Raw genomic sequence first — 23,314 nt, 5'->3', positions numbered from 1 at the left:
GCCCGCAAGCCGCTAGCATCGGTCCATGGATTCCCTGACCCAGATCGTGCTCGGCGGCGCCGTCGCTGCTGCCATCGCTCCGCCCGGCCAGCGCCGCGCGGCCCTGCTGGCCGGTGCCGCGCTCGGCACCCTGCCGGACCTCGATGCCCTGTGGTTGGGCTTCACCGCCGCCGACCCGGTGGCGAACATGATCGAGCACCGCAGCTTCAGCCATTCGCTGCTGGTGTTGCCCTGGGTGGCGGCACTGATCTGGTGGTTGTTCAAGCGCTTCGGCAACGGCCGCGTCGCGCAGTCACCGGTGCGCTGGTTCTGGGCGATCCAGCTGGCGCTGGTCACCCATCCCGTGCTGGATGCGTTCACCATCTACGGCACCCAGTTGTGGTGGCCGCTGCGCCCACACCCGACCATGGGTTCCAGTGTCTTCATCATCGATCTTGGCTACACGGTGTGGCTGCTGCTGGGTTGCGTGCTGGCCTGGTTTGGCCGCGCCCGCCCCTGGGCTGGCAAGGTGCTGGGCGTGGCGTTGCTGGTCAGCAGCGGCTACCTGGGCTGGGGCCTGATCGCAAAGGCCCAGGTCGACCGTGCTGCCCAGCAGAGCCTGGCGGCGATGGGTCTGGGCGATGCACCGCGCTTCTCGGTGCCGATGCCGTTCAACACCCTGCTGTGGCGCGTGGTGGCGATGACGCCGAACGGCTACGTGGTGGGCGACCGCTCGCTGGTGGCCGACCATGGACCGATGCAGTTCGAAGGCCATGCGTCCAATGTGCAGGCGTTGCGCGAAGCAGGGAGCATCCCTGCAGTGCAGCAGCTGACGTGGTTCAACCGGGGCTTCATGCGTGCACAGGTGGTGGATGGGCGGCTGGTGCTGAGCGACCTGCGCATGGGGCTGGAGCCCGACTACACCTTCAACTTCGCCGTGGCCGAGCAGGTCGACGGGCAGTGGCGACCGATCACGCCCGAGCAGGTGCGGACGGATTACAGCAGCCCGGCCGCGCGCGCGGATGCCGGGCGCCGGCTGGCGGCGATGTGGCAGCGGATCTGGCACGAGCCGGCAGCCTCCGGGACTGGTGCGGCGCACCCGTAGATCCACGCCATGCGTGGATGGCGTGACATCGGCAGTGGCAGCCACGCATGGCGTGGCTCTACTGCGGTTGGCGGTTGAGCTTGATAGAACGGTTCAGCACCTGGCGTGGGACGTTGGCAATGTCAAAGCCAACGAACGCCAGCAGGAACTGCAGCCCGGAGATCAGCGCGACCATGGCGATCATGATGGTACCCACCGGCGTGGCGACATCGGCCTGGGCCGACCGCACCCAGTGGTACAGCCCGAACAGCCCCCCGAAGGCGAGCAGGCTGCTGCCGGCGATCAGCTCCAGTGACGCGATGCTGAGGTCGCGCAGGAAATAGTTGTAGGCAATGCGCTTGAGCGTGTTGCGCAGGTGCTTGAAGCTGAACTCACCCAGGATGCGACCGATGCGCAGGTTGCTGGTTTCGTCGCCGTAGTGGGCGTCCATTGCCACATCCTGCACGACCGCGCGCACGGTGTTCAGTCGGAACAGCATGTCGGTCTCGAAGAAATAGCGGTCGCTGACCGCCTCGAGCTTCAGGTGGCTGGCGACCTTGGCATGGATGGCGGTGTAGCCGTTGGTCGGATCGAACACCTGCCAGTACCCGGATGAGGCCTTGGTCATGAAGGACAGCAGCAGGTTGCCCAGGCGCCGCACCGGGGGCATGCGGCGGATGTGGGTCAGGTTCCAGAATCGGTTGCCCTTGGTGTAGTCGGCATGGCCGTCGGCGATCGGCGCGACAAAGTCCATCAGCAGCGCCGGGTCCATCTGCCCATCGCCATCGACCTTCACCAGAATGTCCATGCCATCTGCGATGGCCGCGCGGTACCCGGTCTTGATCGCACCGCCAACGCCAAGGTTGTGCTGATGGAACAGCACGGCGATGCGCGGGTCGTTGGCTTCGGCCTGGATCAGGCGGCCGCTGCCGTCGGGGCACGCATCATCCACGCAGTAGATCGCCGTTACCGCATCATCGATCGCCGCGAGGACGGAAAGCACGTGGCGGGTCACTTTGTAGCAGGGGATGATTACGGCGATCCGAGCCGGCGTGGATGCGGAGGGCGTAATGGTGGTCATCGGACTCATGGGGCTGGGTGGGCCAGCAGGGCCTTTGCCGGCAGTTCCACCAGATCCCCCTGCAGCACCTGCGGTGCGTCGCCCTCAGGCGCTACGGTGATGTGGTGGTAGCGGTTGAAGGTGAAATTGAACGCCTCGTCGGGCATCAATGGGAAGTACCGGCGGAAGTATTCCATCTGTGGCAGGTACAGCACATGGTTCACGGCGGGAATACCAACACCCGGCAGGAGGGCCCCGAACCCACCGGGAGCCACCAGCGCGCCTTCGGGCGTGGTGGCTGAGCCCCGGGCTTGCAGGGAGTGCAGGACGGCAGCGCGGTCCATCGCAAAGATCGGCCCGGCAGGCTGCACAGGGTTGAACAAGCCATTGCCCAGCAGATTGGCCAAGGCGGCGGTGGCCAGGACCAAGGTGGCCGCATGCGCCGACAGCTTTGGGCGGCGGGCGGCAACGGCCAGCCCCGCCAAGCAGAGATAGGGAATCGCATCGGCGGCGCTGTGCAGGCGGCTGAACTGGCCTTCGCCGAACAGGAACTTGGCCACGCTGCCAGCCATCAGCAGCGCAGCCAGCAGCAGCAGACGCCTGCGCTCCAGTCGTACGCCGCAACGCACCAGGATCATCGCGCAGCCGATGTTGAGCAGCAGGCCGAACGCCAGCAGCGCGCGTGCGGGCGGCACCATCGAGAGCCCGGTCAACTTGCCGACCAGAACGGGCACGGGCAGGAAGATCCAGCAGGCGATCAGCAGTACGCCAGCGGCGAGGGCCAGCACGCTGCTGCGGTGGCTTCTCGCCCATTCGCGCAGCCGTGTGCCATCAGCCAGCACCAGGGTGAACAGCGGCAGCAGGCTGCCCAGCACCGCGATTTCGCAATCGTTGGATGCTTTGAACAGCGGCAACGGTGCGAAACGGTAGGTCATCAGGTTCGGGAAGGCGTGCGCGAACAGGGACGTCAGCCCGACCCCACCTCCGGCGCTCTGGCGCTGGCCAGGATAAACCGTGTTGCGCACGATCGGGATGATGTCGTGGAAGTAACCGATGAACACGGCCAATGCGAGCGCGCCTGCGATGCCGGCATCGATCAGTCGTGGAAGCGTGAGGGCATCGCGCCGGACTGCCAGTATCAGCACTGCCAGCGCCAGCACCGAGGAAATGATGAAAGGCGGGTAGGACACCGAGATCAGCCATGCCGCCAGTGCATAGGCGCTGGCTGCGATGCGCAGCGCGCGATGGCTGATGCCCAGCCATGCCACCGCAGCCCAGGGCGCCAGCGCGAAGGCACCGGCATTGCTGGTCCACCAGACCTGCACGAATGGCGCGAAGAACAGCGTGGCCGAAACCAGCACTGCGGCTGGTACCGGCATCCGCAGTTGGCGCAGGAACAGAGCCCATCCGCTCAGGAAGGCCATGGCCATGAACATGAAGAAGAACGAATAGGCGTTCGCTGCTGGCAACACGAAGAACGCCCAGTGGTAGGGCTTGAACAGCAGGCCCCAGTCGAGCAGCGGCAGCGCCTGGAAGGTGCGCAGTGATTCGTGGTACGGCGGGTGCGCATTGACCTGCCCGAAGTCGTTGTTGACCGCGATCTGGATGTACGGCGTGAACACCATCCATTCGTCGGTGCGGATGTAGCGCGCGGTGCCGAGCAAGGGCTGCTGTGGCGCCAGGCCCAGATACTCGTAGGCGAGCGAGTAGGAAGAAGGCGTCAGTGCGAATGCGACGTAGAGAATGCACAACAGCGCGATGATCCCGGCGAGCAGACGCGTCTGGCCGGGCGGGAGCCCGCCCGGCAGGTTCACATCATGGGCGGAGAAAGGCGTTCGGCCGCTGTCACTCATCATGCGCTCGCAGGTAAGGTCCATCCATGCGCGACGTACCCGCACACCGATGCCTGAGGGCAATAGAGGGGGATCCCGGCACGCGCCGTTCCGAGGCCGGGACTGCCGGATTCTAGCCGGTTGCCGCCGGAGCCGCAGGCCATCCTGTGGCGAGGATAGGCCTCAATACACCGTCGCGCGGCCCTGCACGAACGAGTAGAAGAACACCGCGTTCGGGTCGTTCTGCACCAGGCGGAACTCGCGGCGCATGCCTTCCACGGTTTCCTCGTCCACCGAGCCGGCCTGCAGCAGCTGGTCGGCGGCCGACAGCAGCAGCTGTTCCCAGAACGCGATCATCGTCTTGCGACGCGCCGGCTCGCGGTTGTCCAGGTGGATGGTCTTGATCTCGGTGTGCACGTCGCGGAAGCCGCCGGCCAGCAGCAGGTTGCCCAGCTTGGCGCCGACGAACGGGTCGCCCCCGTGGTCGTACTGGAAATCGTTGAAGGCCATCCAGTAGCGCCAGATGTGCGGCGAATACGGATCGAGCAAGAACGAGGCATTCATCACTTCGGTGATGTACACCGGCGAACCCGGTGCCAGCACCCGGCGCACTTCGCTCAGCACACGTGCGGGTGACGGCACGTGCTCCAGCACCCAGCACAGGAACGCCGCGTCGAAGCTGCGTGCCTCGAACGGCAGCTCACCGGCATCGGCCTGCTGCAGGGTATAGCGGTCGCTGCACCACGGCGTGCGCGCCAGGTTCTCGCGCGCGGTGGCCAGCTGCGTTTCGCTCAGGTCCACGCCGGTCACGTGCAGCTCGGGGAAGCGGCGCAGCAGGATCTCGGTCTGTGCGCCCACGCCGCTGCCGACTTCCAGCAGGCGCCGCGCGCCGCTGTAGTCGATCTGGCCGAAGATGCTCGATTCCAGCAGCCGGGCCTGGGTCATCAGGCGCTGCTGCTCGGTGCCGGAAAACCCGTGCAGATAGGTCGGGGAGGAAATCGGCGGGGTCATGGTGGGCTCTTGTAGCGTCGAGCTGGCTCGACTGTTCGCAAACGCGGGGCTGGTGGCTCAGGCCGCCGAAGGCAGCGCCGGTTCCCCGGCGATCAGGCGGTCGAAGTATTCGGTGGTCAATGCGATCTGGCTGGCCGGATCCTCGGCACGGTTGACCACCGCGCGGAAAGCGGCATTCTCCGGCCGGTCCTTGGCATACCAGCCCAGGTGCTTGCGCGCGATGCGCACGCCCTGCGGCTCGCCATAGAACGCATGCAGCGCGTGCAGGTGGCCAAGCAGGATGTCGCGCACTTCCGCCAGTGATGGCGGTGGCAGTTCCTCGCCGGTGGCCAGGTAGTGCGCCACTTCGCGGAAGATCCACGGCCGGCCCTGCGCCGAGCGACCGATCATCACCGCATCCACGCCGGTTTCCTTCAGGACGTAGGCGGCCTTCTGCGGCGAATCGATATCGCCGTTGGCGATCACCGGAATGCGCAGCGCGGCCTTGATCTCGCCGATCGTGGCGTACTCCGCCTGGCCGGTGTAGTGCTGGTCGCGGGTACGGCCGTGCACCGCCAGTGCCGCGATACCGCTGTCCTCGGCGATGCGTGCGATCAGCGGGCCATTGCGATGATCGCAGTCCCAACCGGTACGGATCTTCAGCGTGACCGGCACGTCCACCGCGTTGACCACGGCCTCGAGGATGCGCGCCACCAGTTGCTCGTCGCGCATCAGCGCCGAACCGGCCCAGGCGTTGCACACCTTCTTGGCCGGGCAGCCCATGTTGATGTCGATGATCTGCGCGCCGTGGTCGACGTTGTAGCGCGCGGCCTCGGCCAGCTGCTGCGGCTCGGTGCCGGCGATCTGCACGCTGATCGGGGCCGGTTCGCCGTCATGGTCCATGCGGTGGATCGACTTGCGCGTGTTCCAGAAGCGCGGATCACTGATGGTCATTTCCGAGGCGGCCAGACCCGCGCCCAGCCGTTTGCACAGCAGGCGGAAGGGCTTGTCGGTGACGCCGGCCATGGGCGCCAGCACGACGTTGGGGGCAATGGTGTACGGGCCGATCTGCATGCGCCCATTGTAGGGCGCGCGCGGCGGTACGGCCGCGTCGGGCGCGGTCCGGTTCAGGCCGATCGGCACCGACCTCATGCCGTACCGGCATCAGCAGATGCTTGACGGTTGCTTCCGCCGCCCCCACGGGCGGGCGATGGTGGGCGGCTACCCCAGGCTCTGCCAGGCCTGGCCGGTACCCAGCGCGAAGGCCAGCCCCAGGCTGAGGCAGACCACTGAACTGACCACCCAGAAGCGCCGGCCGTTGTAGCCGGGCCGGAGCAGGGCCAGCCCGAAGCCCATCGCCGCGCGCAGCAGCAACAGCAGGGCGATGCCCGACAGGACCAGACGGCTGGCCGGCAGCGGCGAATGCCAGCCCGCGGCTGCCAGTGCGTACAGCGTCCAGGCCACCAGCACGGCAGTGATGCCGGCGGTCATCAGCGGCGGCCACCAATGCCCGGCCTGTGCCAGCCGGACCATGCGCTGGCCAGCACCGAAGTACCTGTACCACGCGGCGCCGAAGGCAATGCAGCCGATATGCAGCAAGGCTGCGATGGCACTACCGGCGGCGGCAACCAGCAACCAGGGGAATCCGTCCATGTCCTGCCCACGCTGAAACGCTGCGCGGATGGTGGGTGAGGGGCGGGATGCGGGCAATGCGACCGGCAGTCGCAGCTGTTCGATGCGACCGCCGCCGATGGCGCTTCGCTCAGCGCGGCGGATCGATCTGCAACCCGGCGCCGAGACGGTCCAGGGCCACGTCCACGCGTGGCAGCCGTTGCCGGCCCTGCGGCCACAGCAGGCGCAGCGGCAGGCCGCGGCAGTCCAGTGACGGCAGGATCGAGACCAGGCTGCCGCGCGCCAGCGCGTCATCGACCAGCCAGGTGGCCAGCTGCGCGATGCCGAAGCCGGCCTCGACCGCCGCCACCTGGGCCTCGGCGCTGCCAACCACCAGGCGCGCGCGGGCCTGCAGCGGTGTACTGCGCTGCCTGCCATCGGCCACCTGCCACGGCCCGATGCTGCCGTCCGCGCGTCCGAACAGCACACCGTCATGCCCGGCCAGCTCGGCGGCCGAGCGGGGCTGGCCATGCCGAAGCAGGTAGGCCGGGGAGGCGCAGAAGCGCAGGCATTCGTAACCGAGCAGGCGGCTGCCCAGCGTGGCGGGCAGCGGCTCGGGACCGCCGATGCGCACGGCGAGGTCGACGCCGTCCTCGGCGAGGTCGCTGAAGCGGTCGCTGAAGGTCACCTGCGGATGCAACTGTGGAAACTCGGCGGCCAGCTGCAGCAGCAACGGCCAGACTTTGAGGCGCCCGAAGGTGGCCGGCGCATCCACCCGCAGGCGGCCCACGGGCGCGTCTGCGTGCGAGACCAGCACCGACTCGGCATCGGCCAGCTCGCCCAGCACCCGCACGCAGGTGCGGTAGAAGCCCTCACCAGCCTCGGTCAGGCGAAGGCGGCGCGTGCTGCGTTCGAACAACCGCGCGCCCAGGCGTGCCTCCAGCCGTGCGATGGTCTTGCCCACCGCCGAACTGGTCAGGTGCAGGCGTTCAGCGGCGGCAGTGAAGCTGCCGGCATCGGCGGTGGCGACGAAGGCCTCGATGCCGCGCAGGCGCTCGGTGGGAAGCATGGGGAATTTCTGTCCGGAATCGATGGAAAACATAGCAGTAATCGGAATCCGGGGAGGAAATAGGCTGGCGGCGCCTGTTCTGATGCCCGCCCATGTCCTCCCTCGATTCCGCCGCGGCCGCTGTCCACGCAAACGGCCGCGCACGCCTTTCGGTTGTCCTGCTGGCGGTGTCCGCCTTCGTCATCGTCACCACCGAGTTCCTGATCGTCGGCCTGTTGCCGGCGCTGGCGCGCGACCTTGGCCTGGGCATCGCCCGCGCCGGGCAGCTGGTTACCTTGTTCGCGTTCACCGTGATGCTGGCCGGGCCACCGTTGACCGCGCTGCTGTCACACGTCGGCCGGCGCCGCCTGTTCGTGGCCATCCTGCTGTTGTTCGCGGGTTCCAACGCGCTGGCCGCGATGGCCACGCAGCCGTGGCTGCTGGCGCTGGCCCGGGTGCTGCCGGCACTGGCCCTGCCGGTGTTCTGGGGCACCGCCAGTGAGACTGCTGCGCAGCTGGCCCCTGCAGGGCAGGGCGGTCGTGCGGTCGCGCGGGTCTACCTGGGTATCACCGCCGCAATGCTGTTCGGTATCCCGCTGGGTACGTTGGCTGCCGACGCCCTCGATTGGCGCGGCAGCTTCTGGCTGTTGGCGGCCCTGTCGCTGTTGATGGCCGGCGCGCTGGCGTTGTGGATGCCGGACACCGTGGCCGGACCGCGGCGCGCGCTGGGCGAACAGGCACGAGTACTGCGCCAGCCGCAGTTGCTGGGCGATGTGCTGCTGTCGGTGCTGGTGTTCACCGCGATGTTTGCTGCCTATACCTACCTGGCCGATGTGCTGGAGCGGCTGATGCAGGTACCGGCGGCACAGGTGGGCTGGTGGCTGATGGGCTTCGGAGCTGTCGGGTTGATCGGCAATGCACTGGGGGGGCGCTGGGTCGATCGTGCGCCGCTGGGCGCGACCCTGGTGTTCTGCGCGGTGCTGGCGCTGGGCGTGCTGGCCAGTGTCGGGCTGGCCGGCCACGGCACGTTCGTGCTGATCGCACTGGCCCTGTGGGGTGTGGCGCATACGGCATTGTTCCCGCTGTGCCAGGTGCGGGTGATGCGTGCGGCGCCGCAGGCGCAGGCGCTGGCGGGAACCTTGAATGTGTCCGCGGCCAACGCCGGAATCGGCCTCGGCGCGCTGCTGGGAGGTGGGGCCATCGAACGCTTCGGGCTTGCCTCGCTGGGCGTGGTGGCCGCTGCCGTGGCGCTGCTGGCAATCGTCGCGGGCCTGCTGCTGCGGCAGCTTGCCCGGTCTCGCTCATCCACGCATGGCGTGGATCTGCCTCATTGAAAGGCAAACAAAAAAAGCCCGGGTGTCTGCACACCCGGGCTTCTTCATCCACGCATGGCGTGGATCTACTTTGCTTCGGCGTCGGCCGGGGTGAAGCGCGGCATCGCCGCTGCAGCACCTTCCTTCTCGGTCGAACGACCGGCGAACTGGTTGGCGAAGCGCACGTGGCGGGCGAACGGGGCGTCGGCCACCTGCGCCAGCGACGCGGCCAGCGCACCGTTGAAGGCGTCACCGGCACCGGTGGTGTCGATGGCCTGTACCTGTTCGGCGCCCACGCGGTAGTACGGCTGGGTATCGCCGCGCAGGTTCTCGTCGGCATGCGACACGAACACGCCCACCGAGCCCAGGGTGACCACCACGGTACCGTTGCCGACCAGCTTGCGGCACAGCGCGTGCAGGCTGGCGCCATCCAGCGCGGCGACGTCGTTGGCATCCACGCGCTCACCGACATGGCGGCCGAGCAGGGCAGCGAACTCGGTCTCGTTCGGGGTGATCACATCGGCCAGCTTGAGCAGGCCGATGGTCGAGGGGGCATCGGCCGGTGCGGTGTTGAGCACGGTGGTGACGCCGGCCTCGCGGGCCGTGGCCAGTGCCGCTTCGATGGTCTGCACCGGCGATTCCAGCTGCACCAGCACCACCCTGGCGCCGGTCAGCAGGGCCTGCTGCTGTTGCAGGAAGTCGGTGCTCAGCGCAGCGTTGGCACCCGGGCCGATCACGATGGTGTTGCGGCCACGGGCATCGACGTAGATGCCGGCGGTGCCGGTCGGTTCGCTGCTGGCTTCGGCGATGAGGCCGAAACCATCCTGCGCCGCCAGTTCGCGCGCGGTGGCGCCACCGGCGTCGTCGCCCAGCGCGCACACGAAGTGCGTCTCGGCACCGGCGCGGCAGGCCGCCACGGCCTGGTTGAAGCCCTTGCCACCGGGGCCGGTGCTGTAGCGGCCGGCAATGGTCGCGCCCGGTGCCGGCAGCGACTCGCACCGCCACACGTGATCGACATTGAAGGAACCGACGACAACGACACTGCTGCTCATAGGGAATCTATTCTCAACCAAGGGTTCAACTGAAGTGCGTCAGCACGCCGGCGATGGTCGCCGTCATGAAGGTGGCAATGGTACCGCCCAGCACCGCGCGCAGGCCGAACTTGGCCAGGTCGTGGCGACGTTCCGGGGCCAGGCCACCGATGCCGCCGATCTGGATCGCGATCGAGCTGAAGTTGGCGAAGCCGCACAGCGCGTAGGTCGCGATCAGGCGACCTTCGCTGGACAGGCTGACGCCAGCCACCTGGCCGTTCACGATCTGCGACAGCTCGGTGTAGGCCACGAACTCGTTGATCACGACCTTCTGGCCGATCAGCGAACCGACGGTGGTGGCATCGGCCCACGGCGTACCGATCACCCAGGCGATCGGGGCCAGCAGGTAGCCGAAGATGGTCGACAGGTTGGTCGGCTTGCCGATCTGCGCAGCCAGGCCGGTCACTTCACCGATCCAGGTCAGCGGGGCGTTCAGCAGCGCGATCAGGGCGATGAAGGCCAGCAGCATCGCGCCGATGTTCAGCGCCAGCTTCAGGCCGTCGCCGGCGCCGGCCGCAGCCGCGTCGATGATGTTGCTGGAGGTCTTTTCGACTTCCATCTTCACCGTGCCGCGGGTGAGCGGGGTGCCGGTTTCCGGGATCAGCAGCTTGGCCACGACCAAGGTGGCCGGCGCGGCCATGATGCTGGCCGCCAGCAGATGCTTGGCGTAGAAGGCCTGCTGCGCTGGGTCGCCGCCGCCAAGCATGCCCACGTAGGCCGCCAGCACGCCGCCGGCGATGTGTGCCATGCCGCCGATCATCATGGTCAGCAGCTCGGACTGGGTCATCCTGGCGATGTACGGGCGCACGGTCAGCGGCGCCTCGGTCTGGCCGATGAAGACGCTGGCGCAGACGCTGGTGGTTTCCGCACCGGACACACGCATGACCTTGGTGATCGCCCACGCCATCACGCGCACGATCGCCTGCATGATGTTCAGGTGGTACATCACCCCCATCAGCGCCGAGAAGAAGATGATGGTCGGCAGCACCTGGAAGGCGAAGATGAAGCCGTAATTCTTGGTGTCCATCAACGAGCCGAAGATGAAACCGGAACCCTCGTTGACGAAGCTCAGCACCTTGACGAAGCCGTGGCCCAGCGCGTCGAACACGTCGCGCCCGCCCGGCACCAGGATCACCAGCGCCGCGAAGGCGATCTGCAGGGTGATACCGGTGGCAACCAGCTTCCAGTCAACCGCGCGCTTGTTATTGGAAAACAACCAGGTGATGCCGATCAGCACCGCCAACCCGAACAGGCCGAAGCCGATCCTGCCCAAACCTTCGACCATGTGAGTGACTCCCCTGGGGCGTCGCGAAAAACGGGAAGCCTAGTGCAGGGCAGGGGCCGGGGCAAGAAAAAGCAGCGTGTGCGCGGCCAACGGTACCGATCAGGCCAGCAACGGCAAGGGCTTGCGGCTGGCGGCGGCAGGTAGAATGGGGGTCGATCCCGGCCCGGATGCGGGCCCGCAGCAGGAGATTCGCATGCAATACCGTCGCCTGGGCTCCACCGGCCTGCCGATTTCCGCCCTTTCCTTCGGCGCCTGGGTGACCTTCGGTGACCAGATCCCGCGTGATGAGGCCCGCAACCTGGTGGCCGCCGCCTGGGATCATGGTGTCAACTTCTTCGACAACGCCGAGGGCTATGCCAACGGCCGTGCCGAACAGGTCATGGGTGACGTGATCGCCGACCTGCGCCTGCCGCGCGACGGTTTCTGCGTGTCCAGCAAGGTGTTTTTCGGCAGCGCCAAGGACCCGCGGCCGACCCAGCGCGGGCTGTCGCGCAAGCACGTGACCGACGCCTGCCACGCTGCACTCAAGCGCCTGCGGGTGGACTACCTGGACCTTTACTACTGCCACCGCCCGGATCCGGACGCGCCGATCGCCGAGACCGTGCATGCGATGGACACCCTGGTGCGGCAGGGCAAGATCCTCTACTGGGGCACCTCGGAGTGGTCGGCGGTGCAGATCCAGCAGGCGCTGGACATCGCCGAGGCGCGCAACCTGCAGGGCCCGTCGATGGAGCAGCCGCAGTACAACCTGCTGCACCGCGAGCGGGTCGAGGTCGAGTACGCGCCGCTGTATGCCGGTGCCGGCCTGGGTACCACCATCTTCTCGCCGCTGGCGTCGGGCCTGCTCACCGGCAAGTACGACCAGGGCATTCCGGCCGATGCACGGCTGGGGCGGGAAGGCATGGAGTGGTTGCAGGACCTGATGCTGGGGGCCGACGCCGGGGCCCGCCTGGGCCAGGTGCGGCGCTTCAGCGAGGTGGCACGCGCGCTGGGCCACGCCCCGGCCACGCTGGCCATCGCCTGGTGCCTGCGCAACCCGAACGTTTCCAGCGTGATCCTCGGCGCCAGCCGGGTCAGCCAGCTGCTGCAGAACCTGCAGGCCCTGGACGTGCTGGAGCAGGTCGACGCGGCCGGCTGGGCGCAGGTCGAAGCCGTCTTCGCCTGAACCCCGGGGCCGACCGGGCCTCGGGGGCTCGGTCGGGCCGGCTCGGCCGAGGGAACAGGACGGGAACAGGAACGGTAGAGTCGACTGTCAGTCGACTGCTTCGAATAACCGACTGCTTCGAATAACCGACTGCTTCGAATAACCCACTGCTTCGAATAACCCACTGCTTCGAATAACCGACTGCTTCGAGCAACAGCAGTCGACCAACAGTCGACTCTACACACCTGCGTCGCCATTTAATTGATGCGATCTATCGAATTACGGAATTCGATCATTAATCCCATCAATGAAATTGAGAATGGTTGTTGATTGTCAACTGAGAATCATTATCATTTAACTCGTCCCTCGCACGAGTCCAGATGCTCATGAATGCTCAACCTGTACTGCTGCGCCCCGAAACGCTGACCCTCCGCGATCGACCGGTCCGCGTCGTTCCGCCGGAAGAGGTCATCGACAGCGAAGCCCTGCTCAAGGGCCGTCGTGAAATCCTGATCCAGCACGGCGACCGCTTCTATCGCCTGCGGCACACCAGCAACGACAAGCTGATCCTGACCAAGTAATCGCGGTCTGGTCGCCCGCCTCCCTCCCTCCTGCCGGCAGCGCCGACAGGGTGGGCGACCCGTCCGCTCCCGCTCTCTCCCCCTCGGTCTACCGCGTGCACCTTCCGGGTGTGCCGGTAACCGGGGGTTCCCCTGCCTGACCGAACGAACCCGATGACCCGCCATACCGCCCTTTGCCTTGCTGTCTGGATGGCGCTGCCGCTGTCCGCCCACGCTGCTGCCACTGCTGCCCCCGATGCGCGCGAATTCGATCGGGTGCAGGTCACCGCCACCCGCACCGAGCGGGCGGTGAGCGACGTGGCGGCCACGGTGGATGTCATCGACCGTGAGCAGATGGACCGGCACCTGGTGCAGGACATCAAGGATCTGGTGCGCTACGAGCCGGGACTGTCGGTCACCCGCAGCGCGACCCGCTTCGGCCTGGATGGTTTCCGCATCCGTGGCCTGGACGGCAACCGCGTGCGCATCCAGACCGACGGCATCGTCATGCCGACCCGGTTCGACATCGGTTCGTTCGCCAGTTCCAACCGCAACTTCACCGACCTCGATACGCTCAAGCGCGTCGAGATCGTGCGTGGACCGGCCAGCTCGCTGTACGGCTCCGATGCACTCGGTGGCGTGGTCGCGTTCGTGACCAAGGACCCGGCCGACTACCTCAAGGGCGGCAAGAACAGCTACTTCGGCCTGAAGTTCGGCTACGACGGTGAGTGGAAGGGCCTGCTCGGCGGTGCCACGGCCGCCTTTGGTGGCGACCACTGGAGCGGCCTGGTCAACGTCAACCACCACCAGGGCCAGGAAACGGACAACAAGGGCACGGTACGCAGCGACAACGACACCCGCACCGCGGCCAATCCGCAGGATCGCGACGGCCGCAGCCTGCTCAGCAAGCTGGTCTATGCACCGAGCGAAGACCAGCGCTTCCGCCTGACCGTGGAAGGCAACGAAGACACCACCGACACCAATGTGTTGTCGGCGATTGCCAGCGTTGCACCGCGCCCCGGCGCGATGGCTGCGGCCACTGGCATGAAGTCCCACGACACCCAGAAGCGCAACCGCGTGTCCTTCGCCCACGAGATGGATGCGCTGGACCAGCCGTTCGCCGACAGCCTGCATTGGCAGGTGTACGCGCAGAACAGCGAAACCCGGCAGCAGACCGACGAGACCCGCACCGACGGCACCCGCCGCCACCGCGTGTTCTCCTTCGACCAGCATGCCTATGGCCTGCAGGCGCAGTTCAACAAGGCGTTCACCACCGGCAGCGTCGAGCACGCATTGACCTACGGTTTCGAAGGCACCCGTACCGAGATCCGCCAGAAGCGCGACGGCTATCAGGTCAGCAAGGCTGGCGTGGTCAGCAACACGGTGCTGCCGGACACCTTCCCGGTGCGTGACTTCCCGATCAGCAAGACCACCGAGCTGGGCCTGTATGCACAGGATGAGATGCGCTTTGCCGATGGCAGGCTGTCGCTGGTGCCGGGCGTGCGCGTGGACCGCTACGAGCTGAAGCCGGAAGTGGACGGCATCTTCGCCGAAGACAACCCGACCACGGCCGTGGCGCAGCTGAAGAAGACCAGCGTGTCGCCGAAGCTGGGCATGGTCTGGCGCTTCACCGACGAATGGTCGCTGTTCGCCGGCTATGCACGTGGCTTCCGTTCGCCGCCGTACAACGACGTCAACATCGGTCTGACCAACGTCGCCTTCCGCTATACCGCCATCGCCAATCCGGACCTGAAGCCGGAAACCAGCGACGGCTACGAACTGGGCCTGCGCTTCATCGCGCCGGCGGCGTACGTCAGCGTCAGCGGCTACTACAACGACTACAAGGATTTCATCCAGTCCAACGTCGATACCGGTCGCAACGCACAGGGTCTGACCGTGTTCCAGTCGCAGAACATCGCCGACGCGCGCATCTATGGCGCGGAAATGAAGGCCGGCATCGAATTCGGCGAACTGAGCCCGGCACTGAAGGGCTGGGCGCTGCGCAGTGCGTTGGCATGGTCGCGTGGTGACAACCGGACCGATGACGAACCGCTGGCCTCGGTCGATCCGCTGCGTGGCACGCTGGGCCTGATGTACGACACCGATACCTGGGGCGTCGAACTGGCCGGTACCTTCGTGCAGCGCAAGAAGCGCCTGCCGCCGCCTGCGGCGCAGACCAATCCGAACGCACCGGCGCCGTTCGTCTACCAGCCGGCCGGCTACGGCGTGCTTGACCTGATGGCGCACTGGAACTTCGCGCCGGGTGCCACCTTCAATGTCGGCGTGTTCAACCTGGCCGACAAGCGCTACATCGAATGGTCGTCGATCACCCCGAGCCTGATCACCGATCGCGCACTGAGCGATCGTTTCAGCAGCCCGGGCCGCACCTTCTCCGCCAGCCTTGCCGTTTCCTGGTGACCTCATGAGCCGAGCACTGTCCGCACGCAGGAATGACTCCATCGCCGCGCCGAACAGCGCGGCCTGGCCGACCCCGGCACAGCTGGCCACGCTCGGCACCGTGTTGTGCCTGTACCACGCCGACGGCAACGAGCTGGGCGGCTGGCGCCAGGCCGTACGCGTACACGCCTGCCAGGGCGTGGACAGCGAGGGCCTGCGCGAAAGCCTGTGCTTCCTTGATGGCCGCGGCCGCTGCGTGTGGCGCCTGTACCTGCTGCCCGACAGCGATTTCCTGGCCTGGGACCGTCTGGTCGCGGCGCTGCCGCCGGGACCGGAACACGATAGCGAGGCGAGCGTTGGCGAACGCCTGTGGCGGCGTTTGGCCGGCCATCTTGGCGGCCAGCGCTGGCGCCTGTGCGCGCTGCGCCTGCATGCCGCCGACGACGGACGCACGCTGGCCGCCAGTCTGTCGACCCTGTCCTCGCTGGGCGCGGCCACCGCGCGCCGCATCGCACGCCTGGAAGGTGCTGAAGGCGAGCTGGCGATCGACGACTGCTGCTGTGCCGACGCCGCCCGGCGTCCGGCGCCCCAGATTCCCGGCGACCTGCCGCTGATCCGCCTGTGACCCTCTCCTGATGGAACGCCCGTTGGCCACGGATGGCCCCTCAATGAATCTGCAACCCCGAAGGAAGACCCCGATGAAGCTCCAGACAGCCAGCGCCATGCTGCTGCTCGCCGCCAGCGGCGTGGCCAGCGCGCAGCCCTCCGATATCGCCCGCGACCACGACAGCATCCTCGCCATGCAGGGTGAGTACACCGTGGACTTCGCCTTCGACGAGACCGTGCTGCTGAAGCCGGGCTACGAGCGTGCACCGGCGATGCGCAGCGGCGGCAGTGAAGTGGTCATCGTGGTCGAGAACACCCCGAAGCGCATCGTGCTGCAGCACCTGCTGCTGGATGAAAAGAGCGGCCACATCACTAAGCACTGGCGCCAGGACTGGGTGTACGAAGCACCGAACCGTTTCGAGTTCAGCGCCGACCAGACCTGGAAGGTGCGCAGTATTCCGTCGGCGGTGAACCAGGGCGCCTGGACCCAGTGCGTGTACGAAGTGAGCGACGCACCGCGCTACTGCGGCACCGGCACCTGGACCTACACCAACAACGTGCCGAGCTGGACCAGCGATCTGAGCTGGCGCCCGCTGCCGCGCCGTGAGTACACCAAGCGCAGCGACTACAACGCGCTGGCCGTGGTCAACCGCCACACGCTCACGCCCAATGGCTGGACCCACGAGCAGTTCAACACCAAGGTGCAGCGCAACGCCGATGGCAGCCAGGTGGAGATCGCACGCGAGTTCGGCTTCAACGACTACGTGAAGACCACCGAGGTCGACTTCACCCCGGCGCGCAACTACTGGAAGGCCACCGCCGGTTACTGGGCCAAGGTGCGCCAGCGCTGGGACGGTTTCCTGACCCAGGCCCCCGGCGTGCACCTGAAGACCAGGATCGACGGCATGGCGATGATCATTCCGCTGTTCACCCAGGCCGAAGAGATCCAGGCCGGCAAGAAGGTGAAGGACAAGCAGATTGACGACGTGTTCGCCAAGTACGTGGAAAAGGCCCAGTAGATCCACGCCATGCGTGGATGTGCTTGTTCCTTGAACACTGGCAGCGCCGTCCTGGGCTCTTGGTAGGTGCCGAGCTTGCTCGGCACGCGCCCCGGTCCGGCGCCGCCTCAGGCCTCGCGCAGCGCCAATGCCGGTGGCGTATGCAGGATCGCCCGCGTACCCCACCAGCCCGCCAGCAGGCTCAGCCCGATGCCGACCACGCCGCCGACCAGCAGGCCCGGCCACGGCGGCAGCAACGGCAGCTCGAACACCTTCTGCGAGACCGCCACGCCGATCGCAGCCGCGGCGCCCACCGCCAGCAACGCGGCCAGCGTGCCCAGCGCGCCGAATTCCACCAGTACCGCGCCACGCAGCTGGCGCCGGGTCGCGCCCAGCGTGCGCAGCACCGCGCTGTCGTAGCGGCGCTCGCCCGCCGTGGCCTGCAGTGCGGCCAGCAGCACCAGCACGCCGGCCAGCAGGCTGAACACCATCACCAGCTGCACCGCCTGTGCCACCCGTTCCATCACATCGCGCACCTGCGAGATCACCGCGTCCACGTCCAGCAGCGACAGGTTGGGCTGCGCGCGTATCAGCTCGCCCAGTCCGGCTGCCTTGCCGGCCGGCAGGTGGAATGCCGACAGCAGGTTGTGCGGTGTATCGCCCACCGCGTTCGGGTTCAGCAGCACGAAGAAGTTCGGCCGGAAGGTGTTCCAGTCGGCCTTGCGCACACTGGTCACGGTGAACTCGCGCTCCTGCTCGCCTACTGCAATGGTGATGCGGTCGCCGGGATACACGCCGTAGCGCTTGGCCCAGCCGATTTCAACCGACGCCTCCGGCGCCGTGCTGTCGGGCGTCCAGAAGGTGCCGTTCATCAGCGTATTGGCCGGCGGGAAGCTGCTGCGCCAGCTGAAGTTCAACGGCCGGTTCTCGTCGTCGTCATCGCGCTGGGCTTCGCCTGACGCCGGCTGCCCGCTCTGGTCCGGCGAGCGATCCACGCGCAGCGGCGGCTTGCCGTTGATCGCGATCAGGCGGCCGGTGGCCATCGGTTCGATGCTGGCGTCGTTGGCGCCCAGTCCACGCAGCGCGGCCAGCACGCTGTCGCGCTGTTCGGGCTGGATGTTGATCAGGAAGTAGTTCGGCGTGTCCGCAGGCAGTCGCTCGCGCCACTGCTGCAGCAGGCCGGGGCCGGTCACCGCCAGCAGCAACAGCGCGCACAGCGACAGCGACAGCCCGACCAGCTGCATCACCGCCAGCATCCGGCGCCGGGTCAGCGCCGCCAGGCCCAGCCGCCAGTGGCCGTGCAGACGGTGCTGCAGGCCGCGCAGCAGCTGCAGCAGCACGAAACCGACCACGCCGGCCGCCATCGCCAACGCGGCCAGGCCGCCCAGCACCCATAGCGCCAGCTTGAGATCACCGGTCACCTGCACCGCCAGCAGCAGGCTGGCCGCCAGCGCTGCTACGTAGGCCAGCAGCGAGGCCGGGGGCAGGGCGGCGAAGGAGCGGTTGAGCACGCGCATCGGCGGCACCCCGCGCAGGCGCAGCAGCGGCGGCAGGCCGAAGCCGAACAGCAGCAACAGGCCGATGCCGGCGCCGGTCAGCGCCGGCATTGCCTCGGGTAGCGGCAAGCGCTGCGGCACCAGGCTGCCCAGTACCTGCACCAGACCTTCCTGCGCCGCCATGCCCAGGCCGATGCCGAGTGCGCAGGCCGGCACTGCCAGCATCAGCAGCTGCAGTGCCAGGCCGGACAGAATGTCGCGCTGGCGCGCGCCCAGGCAGCGCAGGATCGCCACCTGGTCGATGCGGCGCAAGGCGAAGCGGTTGGCCGCCAGCGCGGTCGCCACACCGGCCAGCAATACCGCCAGCAGTGCGCTCAGGCCGAGGAAGCGCCCGGCCAGATCGAAGGCCTGGCGCACACCGCGCTGGGTGTCGTCCACGCTCAGCAGGCGAAGGCCTTTTACCTGTGGCAGCAGCCACTGGCGCAACGCGGCAACCTGGTCGGCGGAGCCGGCGAACATCAGCCGGTAGTTGATGCGGCTGCCAGGGCCGAGCAGGCCGGTGCCCTCCACATCGGCGCGGTTGACCAGCAGGGTGGGGGAGAGCGTCAGCAGGTCGCCGCCGGCATCCGGCTCGGCCTCGATGATGCCGGCGATGCGCAGCGTGCCGGCGCCGAATTCGAGGTCATCGCCGGCCTTCAGTCCCAGTCCCTGCAACAGGCGCGGGTCGGCATAGGCCTGGCCCTTGGGCGGCGTGCCGGCGTTGGCGATCAGCGCGCCACCGGGCGTGCTGCGCACCCTCAGCGTGCCACGCAGCGGATAGCCCGCCTGCACCGCCTTGATGCTGGCCATCTGGCTGGCATCACCGTTGAACAGCACGCTGCCGAAGCTGGCGATGCGGGTGAAGGCCAGTCCACGCCGCTGCGCCTCGTCGGCGAATGCCTGCGGCGGGTCATCGCGCCCGGCGATGCCGAGGTCGCCGCCGAGCATCTCCGCCGCGCTGCCGGTCAGTGCCAGGTTGACCCGGTTCACCAGCGTGCCGACCGCGGTCATCACCGCCACGCCCAGCACCAGTGCGGCGAACACGGTCAGCAGGTCACCGGCCAGCGCCTCGCGGCGCAGCGCGCGCCACGCATGCCGCAGCAGGTTCATGCCTGCGCCCCACGCTCGACCGGCAGCAGGCGGCCGTTGTCGATGCGGTGGATGTACTGGCAGCGCTGGGCCAGGCGCAGGTCGTGGGTGACCAGCACCAGAGTGGTGCCGCTGCCGGCGTTGAGTTCGAACAGCAGGTCGCTGATGTGCTGGCCGGTGGCGTGGTCCAGCGAGCCGGTCGGTTCGTCGGCGAACAGGATGCGCGGGCGGGTGACGAACGCACGTGCCAATGCCACGCGTTGCTGCTCGCCGCCCGACAACTGGCGCGGATAGTGGCGGGCGCGATGGGCCAGCCCGACCTGGGCCAGCACTTCATCGACCCGCGCCCGGTCTTCGCGCCCGGCCAGTTCCAGCGGCAGCGCGACATTCTCGGCGGCGGTCAGCGCCGGCAGCAGGTGGAAACTCTGGAACACGAAGCCGACCTCACGCGCGCGCAGCTGGGCGCGGGCCTCTTCGTCCAGCGCCGACAGGTCCTGGCCAGCCAGCGCGATGCGGCCGCGACTGGGCAGGTCCAGCCCGGCCAGCAGGCCGAGCAGGGTGGTCTTGCCGGAACCGGAGGCGCCGACGATGGCCACGCTGGTGCCTTCATGGACCGTCAGGGTGATGTTGTCCAGTATGTGGACTTCACCCTCCGGGCCCTGCACGGACTTGCCGACCTGGTCGACGGCGATGGCGACGGGCGCGCTGCGGGGGGACAGGCTGTCGATGAGGAGACTCCAATGCGCAAGACGGGATGGAGCCGGCGAGCCGGCGCGATGATGGTGCTGCTGCTAGGGTTCCTGCTGTTGCCGGGGCTGGCCTGTGCCAAAGGTCCGGCCGGCACCGTGCTGGTGCTCGGCGACAGCCTCAGTGCTGCCCACAATATCCCTGCCGACGCCGGCTGGGTCAGCCTGCTGCAGCAGCGGGTCAGGCAGCAGTCGAAAACCCCGGCGCGCATCGTCAACGCCAGCATGAGCGGCGAGACCACCGCGGGCGCGCTGACCCGCCTGCCGGCCCTGCTGGCGAAGGAAAAGCCGACCGTGGTAGTGATCGCCCTTGGCGGCAACGATGCACTGCGCGGGCTGACCCCGGCGCAGGTGCAGGGCAACCTGGGAAAGATGGTGCAGGCCAGCCAGAAGGCCGGCGCGAAGGTGCTGCTGCTGGGCATTGACGTGCCGCCCAACTACGGGCCGGCCTATCGCCAGCGCCTGGCGGCGGTCTACAAGGCGCTGGCCACGCAGTACAAGGTGCCGCTGCTGCCCTTCCTGCTGGAGGGCGTCGCCCTGCAGCCGGGCATGATGCAGGCCGACGGCCTGCACCCGACCGCACAGGCGCAGCCAAAGGTGCTCGACAACGTCTGGCCGCTGCTGAGGCCGCTGCTCTGAACCGTTTGTTTACCTCTTGACGGAACTTCACATCGCGTCCACCGTCGATCCGGCATGTTTCACAAAGCTGAAGTTAGAGGGAATCACATGCGTCAGACGAAGGAGACCTCCGGCTTGGTGCTGGTGGTCGAAGACAACCGCAACATCTCCGAGATGATCGGGGAATACCTGGAAGGTCGCGGCTTCGAAGTCGACTATGCACAGGACGGCCTGGATGGCTACCGCCTTGCGGCGGAGAACAGCTATGACGTCGTGGTGCTCGACTTGATGTTGCCGCGCCTGGATGGCATCGAAGTGTGCCGTCGCCTGCGCAACGATGCGCGCAAGTCCACCCCGGTGCTGATGCTCACGGCACGCGACACGCTGGACGACAAGCTCACCGGCCTGGGTTTCGGTGCCGATGACTACCTGACCAAGCCGTTCGCGATCCAGGAGCTGGAAGCCCGCCTGCGCGCGCTGATCCGTCGCGAACGTCGCCAGGTCGGTTCGGAAGTGCTGAAGGTGGCCGACCTGGTGCTCGATCCGGTCAGCATGCGTGCGACCCGTGCCGGCACCGAGCTGCAGCTTTCGCCGATCGGCCTGCGCCTGCTGACCATCCTGATGCGCGAATCGCCGCGCGTGGTCACCCGCCAGGAGATCGAGCGCGAGATCTGGGGCAATGGCCTGCCGGATTCGGACACCCTGCGCAGCCACCTGTACAACCTGCGCAAGATCATCGACAAGCCGTTCGACCGTCCGCTGCTGCACACCGTGCAGAGTGCCGGCTACCGCATTGCCGACATCGCCCAGCCGATGGCCTGAGCAGGATACCCGCCGGTGCAGCAGCAGGCCCGGCCGGGTTGTGGCCACGTACGAGGGCAGGGCATGACCGGCCGGCGTTGCCGCCGGTCATCGCCCATGCACCCGCACAGCGTGGCGCGCTGCCTATAATCGCAGCGCTCTGACCGGGACTCCGCAATGCCGCACGGCCTGCCGCGCAAGATCCGTATCGCCTTCATCCTGCAGGCAGTGCTGGCCAGCCTGGGTATCCTGCTGGGTGCGTGGCTGGTCTCGCTGGTGATCAAGCACAGCCTGGTGGGCGCTGCCCTGCGCGAGGAGGCGGCGTACTACTGGACGCTGCACGAAGCGTCCCCGGTGCAGCCGCCGCCCAACACCCACAACATCCGCGGCTACCTGCTGGAAAGCGGGCAGTCGGCACTGTCGTTGCCAGCCAACCTGCGCAATCTGGAGCCCGGCTTCCACGAACTACCCAAGGACGACCAGCTGGTGCTGGTTGATGTGCGCCCGGCTGGCCGCCTGTACCTGGTGTTCCTGCGCTCGCGAGCAGAGATGCTGGCGTTCTGGTTCGGCATCGTGCCGGTGCTGCTGACCCTGTTGGCGGTGTATGGCGCCAGCTGGGTGACCTACCGCGCGTCCAAGCGCCTGGTGTCGCCGGTGAACTGGCTGGCTCGGCGCGTCTCGCGCTGGGACCCGGGGCATCCGGAAGCGGCCGACCTGGAGCCCAACAAGCTGCCGGCGGACATGCAGGGCGAGACCCGGCAGCTGGCGGCCGCGTTGCACTCGCTGGCCAACCGGGTCAGCGCGCACGTGGCACGCGAGCGCAACTTCACCCGCGATGCCAGCCATGAACTGCGCACGCCGCTGACCGTCATCCGCGTTGCCAGCGACATGGCACTGGGTGATGAAAGCCTGCAGCCGCGCCTGCGCCGCAGCCTGCAGCGCATCCAGCGGGCCGGCCGCGACATGGAAGCGGTGATCGATGCGTTCCTGATCCTGGCCCGCGAGGCAGACGTCGAACCGCAGATCGAGCTGTTCGACGTCAACGATATCGTCCGCTATGAAGTGGACAACGCCAACGAACTGCTGGGGGCTCGCCCGGTGTCGGTGCACCTGCACAGCGATGGCCCGGTGCAGCTGCATGCGCCGCCGCGGGTGCTGCAGGTGGTGGTCAGCAACCTGGTGCGCAATGCATGCAGCTACACCGACGAGGGGCGCATCGACGTGCATGTGCACAACGATCGGGTGGTGGTGCACGATACCGGCATCGGCATGTCCCCCGAAGCGCTGTCACGGGCGTTCGAACCGTTCTATCGCGCCGAACCCAGCCGGCCGCAGGGTACCGGCCTGGGCCTGTCGATCGTACGCAGGCTGTGTGATCGCTTCGGCTGGAAGGTCAGCCTGGCCAGCGAGCCGGGTCAGGGCACCGAAGCGACGGTGGTGTTCCGCTGACCCGGCGCCTGCTGCCTTGGTAGTTGCCGACCTCGGTCGGTGCTTTCAGCAGGATTCACGCCGGTGTCCCATGCCAAC

Annotated in this window: 20 protein-coding genes; 10 read left to right on the top strand and 10 right to left on the bottom strand. The window is 67.6% G+C overall.

Annotated features, from left to right (window positions below; translation table 11 throughout):
- Positions 1–25 precede the first annotated feature (25 nt).
- Complete coding sequence (locus AC5P5X_RS06080) at positions 26–1,084, top strand: metal-dependent hydrolase (RefSeq protein WP_111188847.1); 1,059 nt, start codon at positions 26–28, stop codon at positions 1,082–1,084.
- 58 nt (positions 1,085–1,142) lie between these two features.
- Here the strand turns inward: AC5P5X_RS06080 and AC5P5X_RS06075 are convergent, their stop codons facing one another.
- The 6 genes from AC5P5X_RS06075 to AC5P5X_RS06050 form a co-directional block, all read right to left on the bottom strand.
- Positions 1,143–2,153: a glycosyltransferase family 2 protein gene (locus tag AC5P5X_RS06075; RefSeq protein WP_024957298.1), complete on the bottom strand. Its 1,011-nt coding sequence runs from the start codon at positions 2,151–2,153 to the stop codon at positions 1,143–1,145.
- Positions 2,150–3,976: a DUF7657 domain-containing protein gene (locus tag AC5P5X_RS06070; RefSeq protein ID WP_232418950.1), complete on the bottom strand. Its 1,827-nt coding sequence runs from the start codon at positions 3,974–3,976 to the stop codon at positions 2,150–2,152. Before AC5P5X_RS06070 ends, AC5P5X_RS06075 begins: the two co-directional genes overlap by 4 nt.
- A 162-nt stretch (positions 3,977–4,138) precedes the next feature.
- Positions 4,139–4,966, bottom strand: coding sequence for a class I SAM-dependent methyltransferase (locus tag AC5P5X_RS06065; RefSeq protein WP_005408109.1), 828 nt, complete (start codon positions 4,964–4,966; stop codon positions 4,139–4,141).
- Positions 4,967–5,023: 57 nt separating this feature from the next.
- Entirely contained in the window at positions 5,024–6,019 is a 996-nt protein-coding gene (gene dusB / locus AC5P5X_RS06060; RefSeq protein WP_012479176.1) for a tRNA dihydrouridine synthase DusB, read from the bottom strand.
- Positions 6,020–6,166: 147 nt separating this feature from the next.
- Positions 6,167–6,598 carry a hypothetical protein gene (locus AC5P5X_RS06055; protein ID WP_005408111.1) on the bottom strand — a complete coding sequence of 144 codons (432 nt, stop codon included), beginning with the start codon at positions 6,596–6,598 and terminating at the stop codon, positions 6,167–6,169.
- A 109-nt stretch (positions 6,599–6,707) separates the two neighbouring features.
- Positions 6,708–7,625 (bottom strand): LysR family transcriptional regulator, encoded by a 918-nt coding sequence (locus tag AC5P5X_RS06050; RefSeq protein WP_005408112.1) that lies wholly within the window; start codon positions 7,623–7,625, stop codon positions 6,708–6,710.
- 92 nt (positions 7,626–7,717) lie between these two features.
- Between AC5P5X_RS06050 and AC5P5X_RS06045 the strand changes: the two genes are divergently transcribed.
- Entirely contained in the window at positions 7,718–8,938 is a 1,221-nt protein-coding gene (locus AC5P5X_RS06045; protein ID WP_059036353.1) for an MFS transporter, read from the top strand.
- Between the two features lie 65 nt (positions 8,939–9,003).
- On the opposite strand, the gene AC5P5X_RS06040 is transcribed toward AC5P5X_RS06045, so the two are convergent.
- Positions 9,004–9,969, bottom strand: coding sequence for a ribokinase (locus AC5P5X_RS06040; protein ID WP_005408114.1), 966 nt, complete (start codon positions 9,967–9,969; stop codon positions 9,004–9,006).
- Between the two features lie 25 nt (positions 9,970–9,994).
- Positions 9,995–11,293, bottom strand: a complete 1,299-nt coding sequence (locus AC5P5X_RS06035) for a NupC/NupG family nucleoside CNT transporter (RefSeq protein WP_005408115.1) — start codon at positions 11,291–11,293, stop codon at positions 9,995–9,997.
- Positions 11,294–11,486: 193 nt separating this feature from the next.
- Between AC5P5X_RS06035 and AC5P5X_RS06030 the strand changes: the two genes are divergently transcribed.
- The 5 genes from AC5P5X_RS06030 (at position 11,487) to AC5P5X_RS06010 (ending at position 17,019) form a co-directional block, all read left to right on the top strand.
- A complete protein-coding gene (locus AC5P5X_RS06030) occupies positions 11,487–12,458 on the top strand; it encodes an aldo/keto reductase (RefSeq protein WP_111188865.1) in 972 nt (323 codons plus the stop codon).
- Positions 12,459–12,823: 365 nt separating this feature from the next.
- The gene (gene hemP / locus AC5P5X_RS06025) at positions 12,824–13,018 is read left to right on the top strand and encodes a hemin uptake protein HemP (RefSeq protein ID WP_005412278.1); all 195 of its coding nucleotides are present in this window, start codon (positions 12,824–12,826) and stop codon (positions 13,016–13,018) included.
- A gap of 153 nt (positions 13,019–13,171) precedes the next feature.
- A complete protein-coding gene (locus tag AC5P5X_RS06020; protein ID WP_425529316.1) occupies positions 13,172–15,415 on the top strand; it encodes a TonB-dependent hemoglobin/transferrin/lactoferrin family receptor in 2,244 nt (747 codons plus the stop codon).
- Between the two features lie 4 nt (positions 15,416–15,419).
- The gene (locus AC5P5X_RS06015; protein WP_005408118.1) at positions 15,420–16,019 is read left to right on the top strand and encodes a ChuX/HutX family heme-like substrate-binding protein; all 600 of its coding nucleotides are present in this window, start codon (positions 15,420–15,422) and stop codon (positions 16,017–16,019) included.
- A 73-nt stretch (positions 16,020–16,092) separates the two neighbouring features.
- Positions 16,093–17,019 carry a DUF6607 family protein gene (locus AC5P5X_RS06010; RefSeq protein ID WP_111151159.1) on the top strand — a complete coding sequence of 309 codons (927 nt, stop codon included), beginning with the start codon at positions 16,093–16,095 and terminating at the stop codon, positions 17,017–17,019.
- A gap of 107 nt (positions 17,020–17,126) precedes the next feature.
- Here the strand turns inward: AC5P5X_RS06010 and AC5P5X_RS06005 are convergent, their stop codons facing one another.
- A complete protein-coding gene (locus AC5P5X_RS06005) occupies positions 17,127–19,643 on the bottom strand; it encodes an ABC transporter permease (RefSeq protein WP_111188845.1) in 2,517 nt (838 codons plus the stop codon).
- Positions 19,640–20,287: an ABC transporter ATP-binding protein gene (locus AC5P5X_RS06000; RefSeq protein WP_024957309.1), complete on the bottom strand. Its 648-nt coding sequence runs from the start codon at positions 20,285–20,287 to the stop codon at positions 19,640–19,642. The genes AC5P5X_RS06005 and AC5P5X_RS06000 overlap by 4 nt, the downstream gene beginning before the upstream one ends.
- A 75-nt stretch (positions 20,288–20,362) precedes the next feature.
- Here AC5P5X_RS06000 and AC5P5X_RS05995 point away from each other — a divergent pair, with 75 nt between their 5' ends.
- The 3 genes from AC5P5X_RS05995 to AC5P5X_RS05985 all read left to right on the top strand — a co-directional run bounded on the left by AC5P5X_RS05995 (position 20,363) and on the right by AC5P5X_RS05985 (position 23,236).
- Positions 20,363–21,007, top strand: a complete 645-nt coding sequence (locus AC5P5X_RS05995; RefSeq protein ID WP_111188844.1) for an arylesterase — start codon at positions 20,363–20,365, stop codon at positions 21,005–21,007.
- Between the two features lie 87 nt (positions 21,008–21,094).
- Positions 21,095–21,808, top strand: coding sequence for a response regulator transcription factor (locus tag AC5P5X_RS05990; protein ID WP_002811889.1), 714 nt, complete (start codon positions 21,095–21,097; stop codon positions 21,806–21,808).
- Between the two features lie 156 nt (positions 21,809–21,964).
- Entirely contained in the window at positions 21,965–23,236 is a 1,272-nt protein-coding gene (locus AC5P5X_RS05985; RefSeq protein ID WP_111188843.1) for a sensor histidine kinase, read from the top strand.
- Positions 23,237–23,314: the final 78 nt, after the last annotated feature.

It is taken from the genome of Stenotrophomonas sp. YJH_SMC_91 (assembly GCF_059368495.1).
The sequence above is the reverse complement of the archived record's forward strand: the minus strand, read 5'-3'. Positions and strand labels throughout refer to the sequence as shown.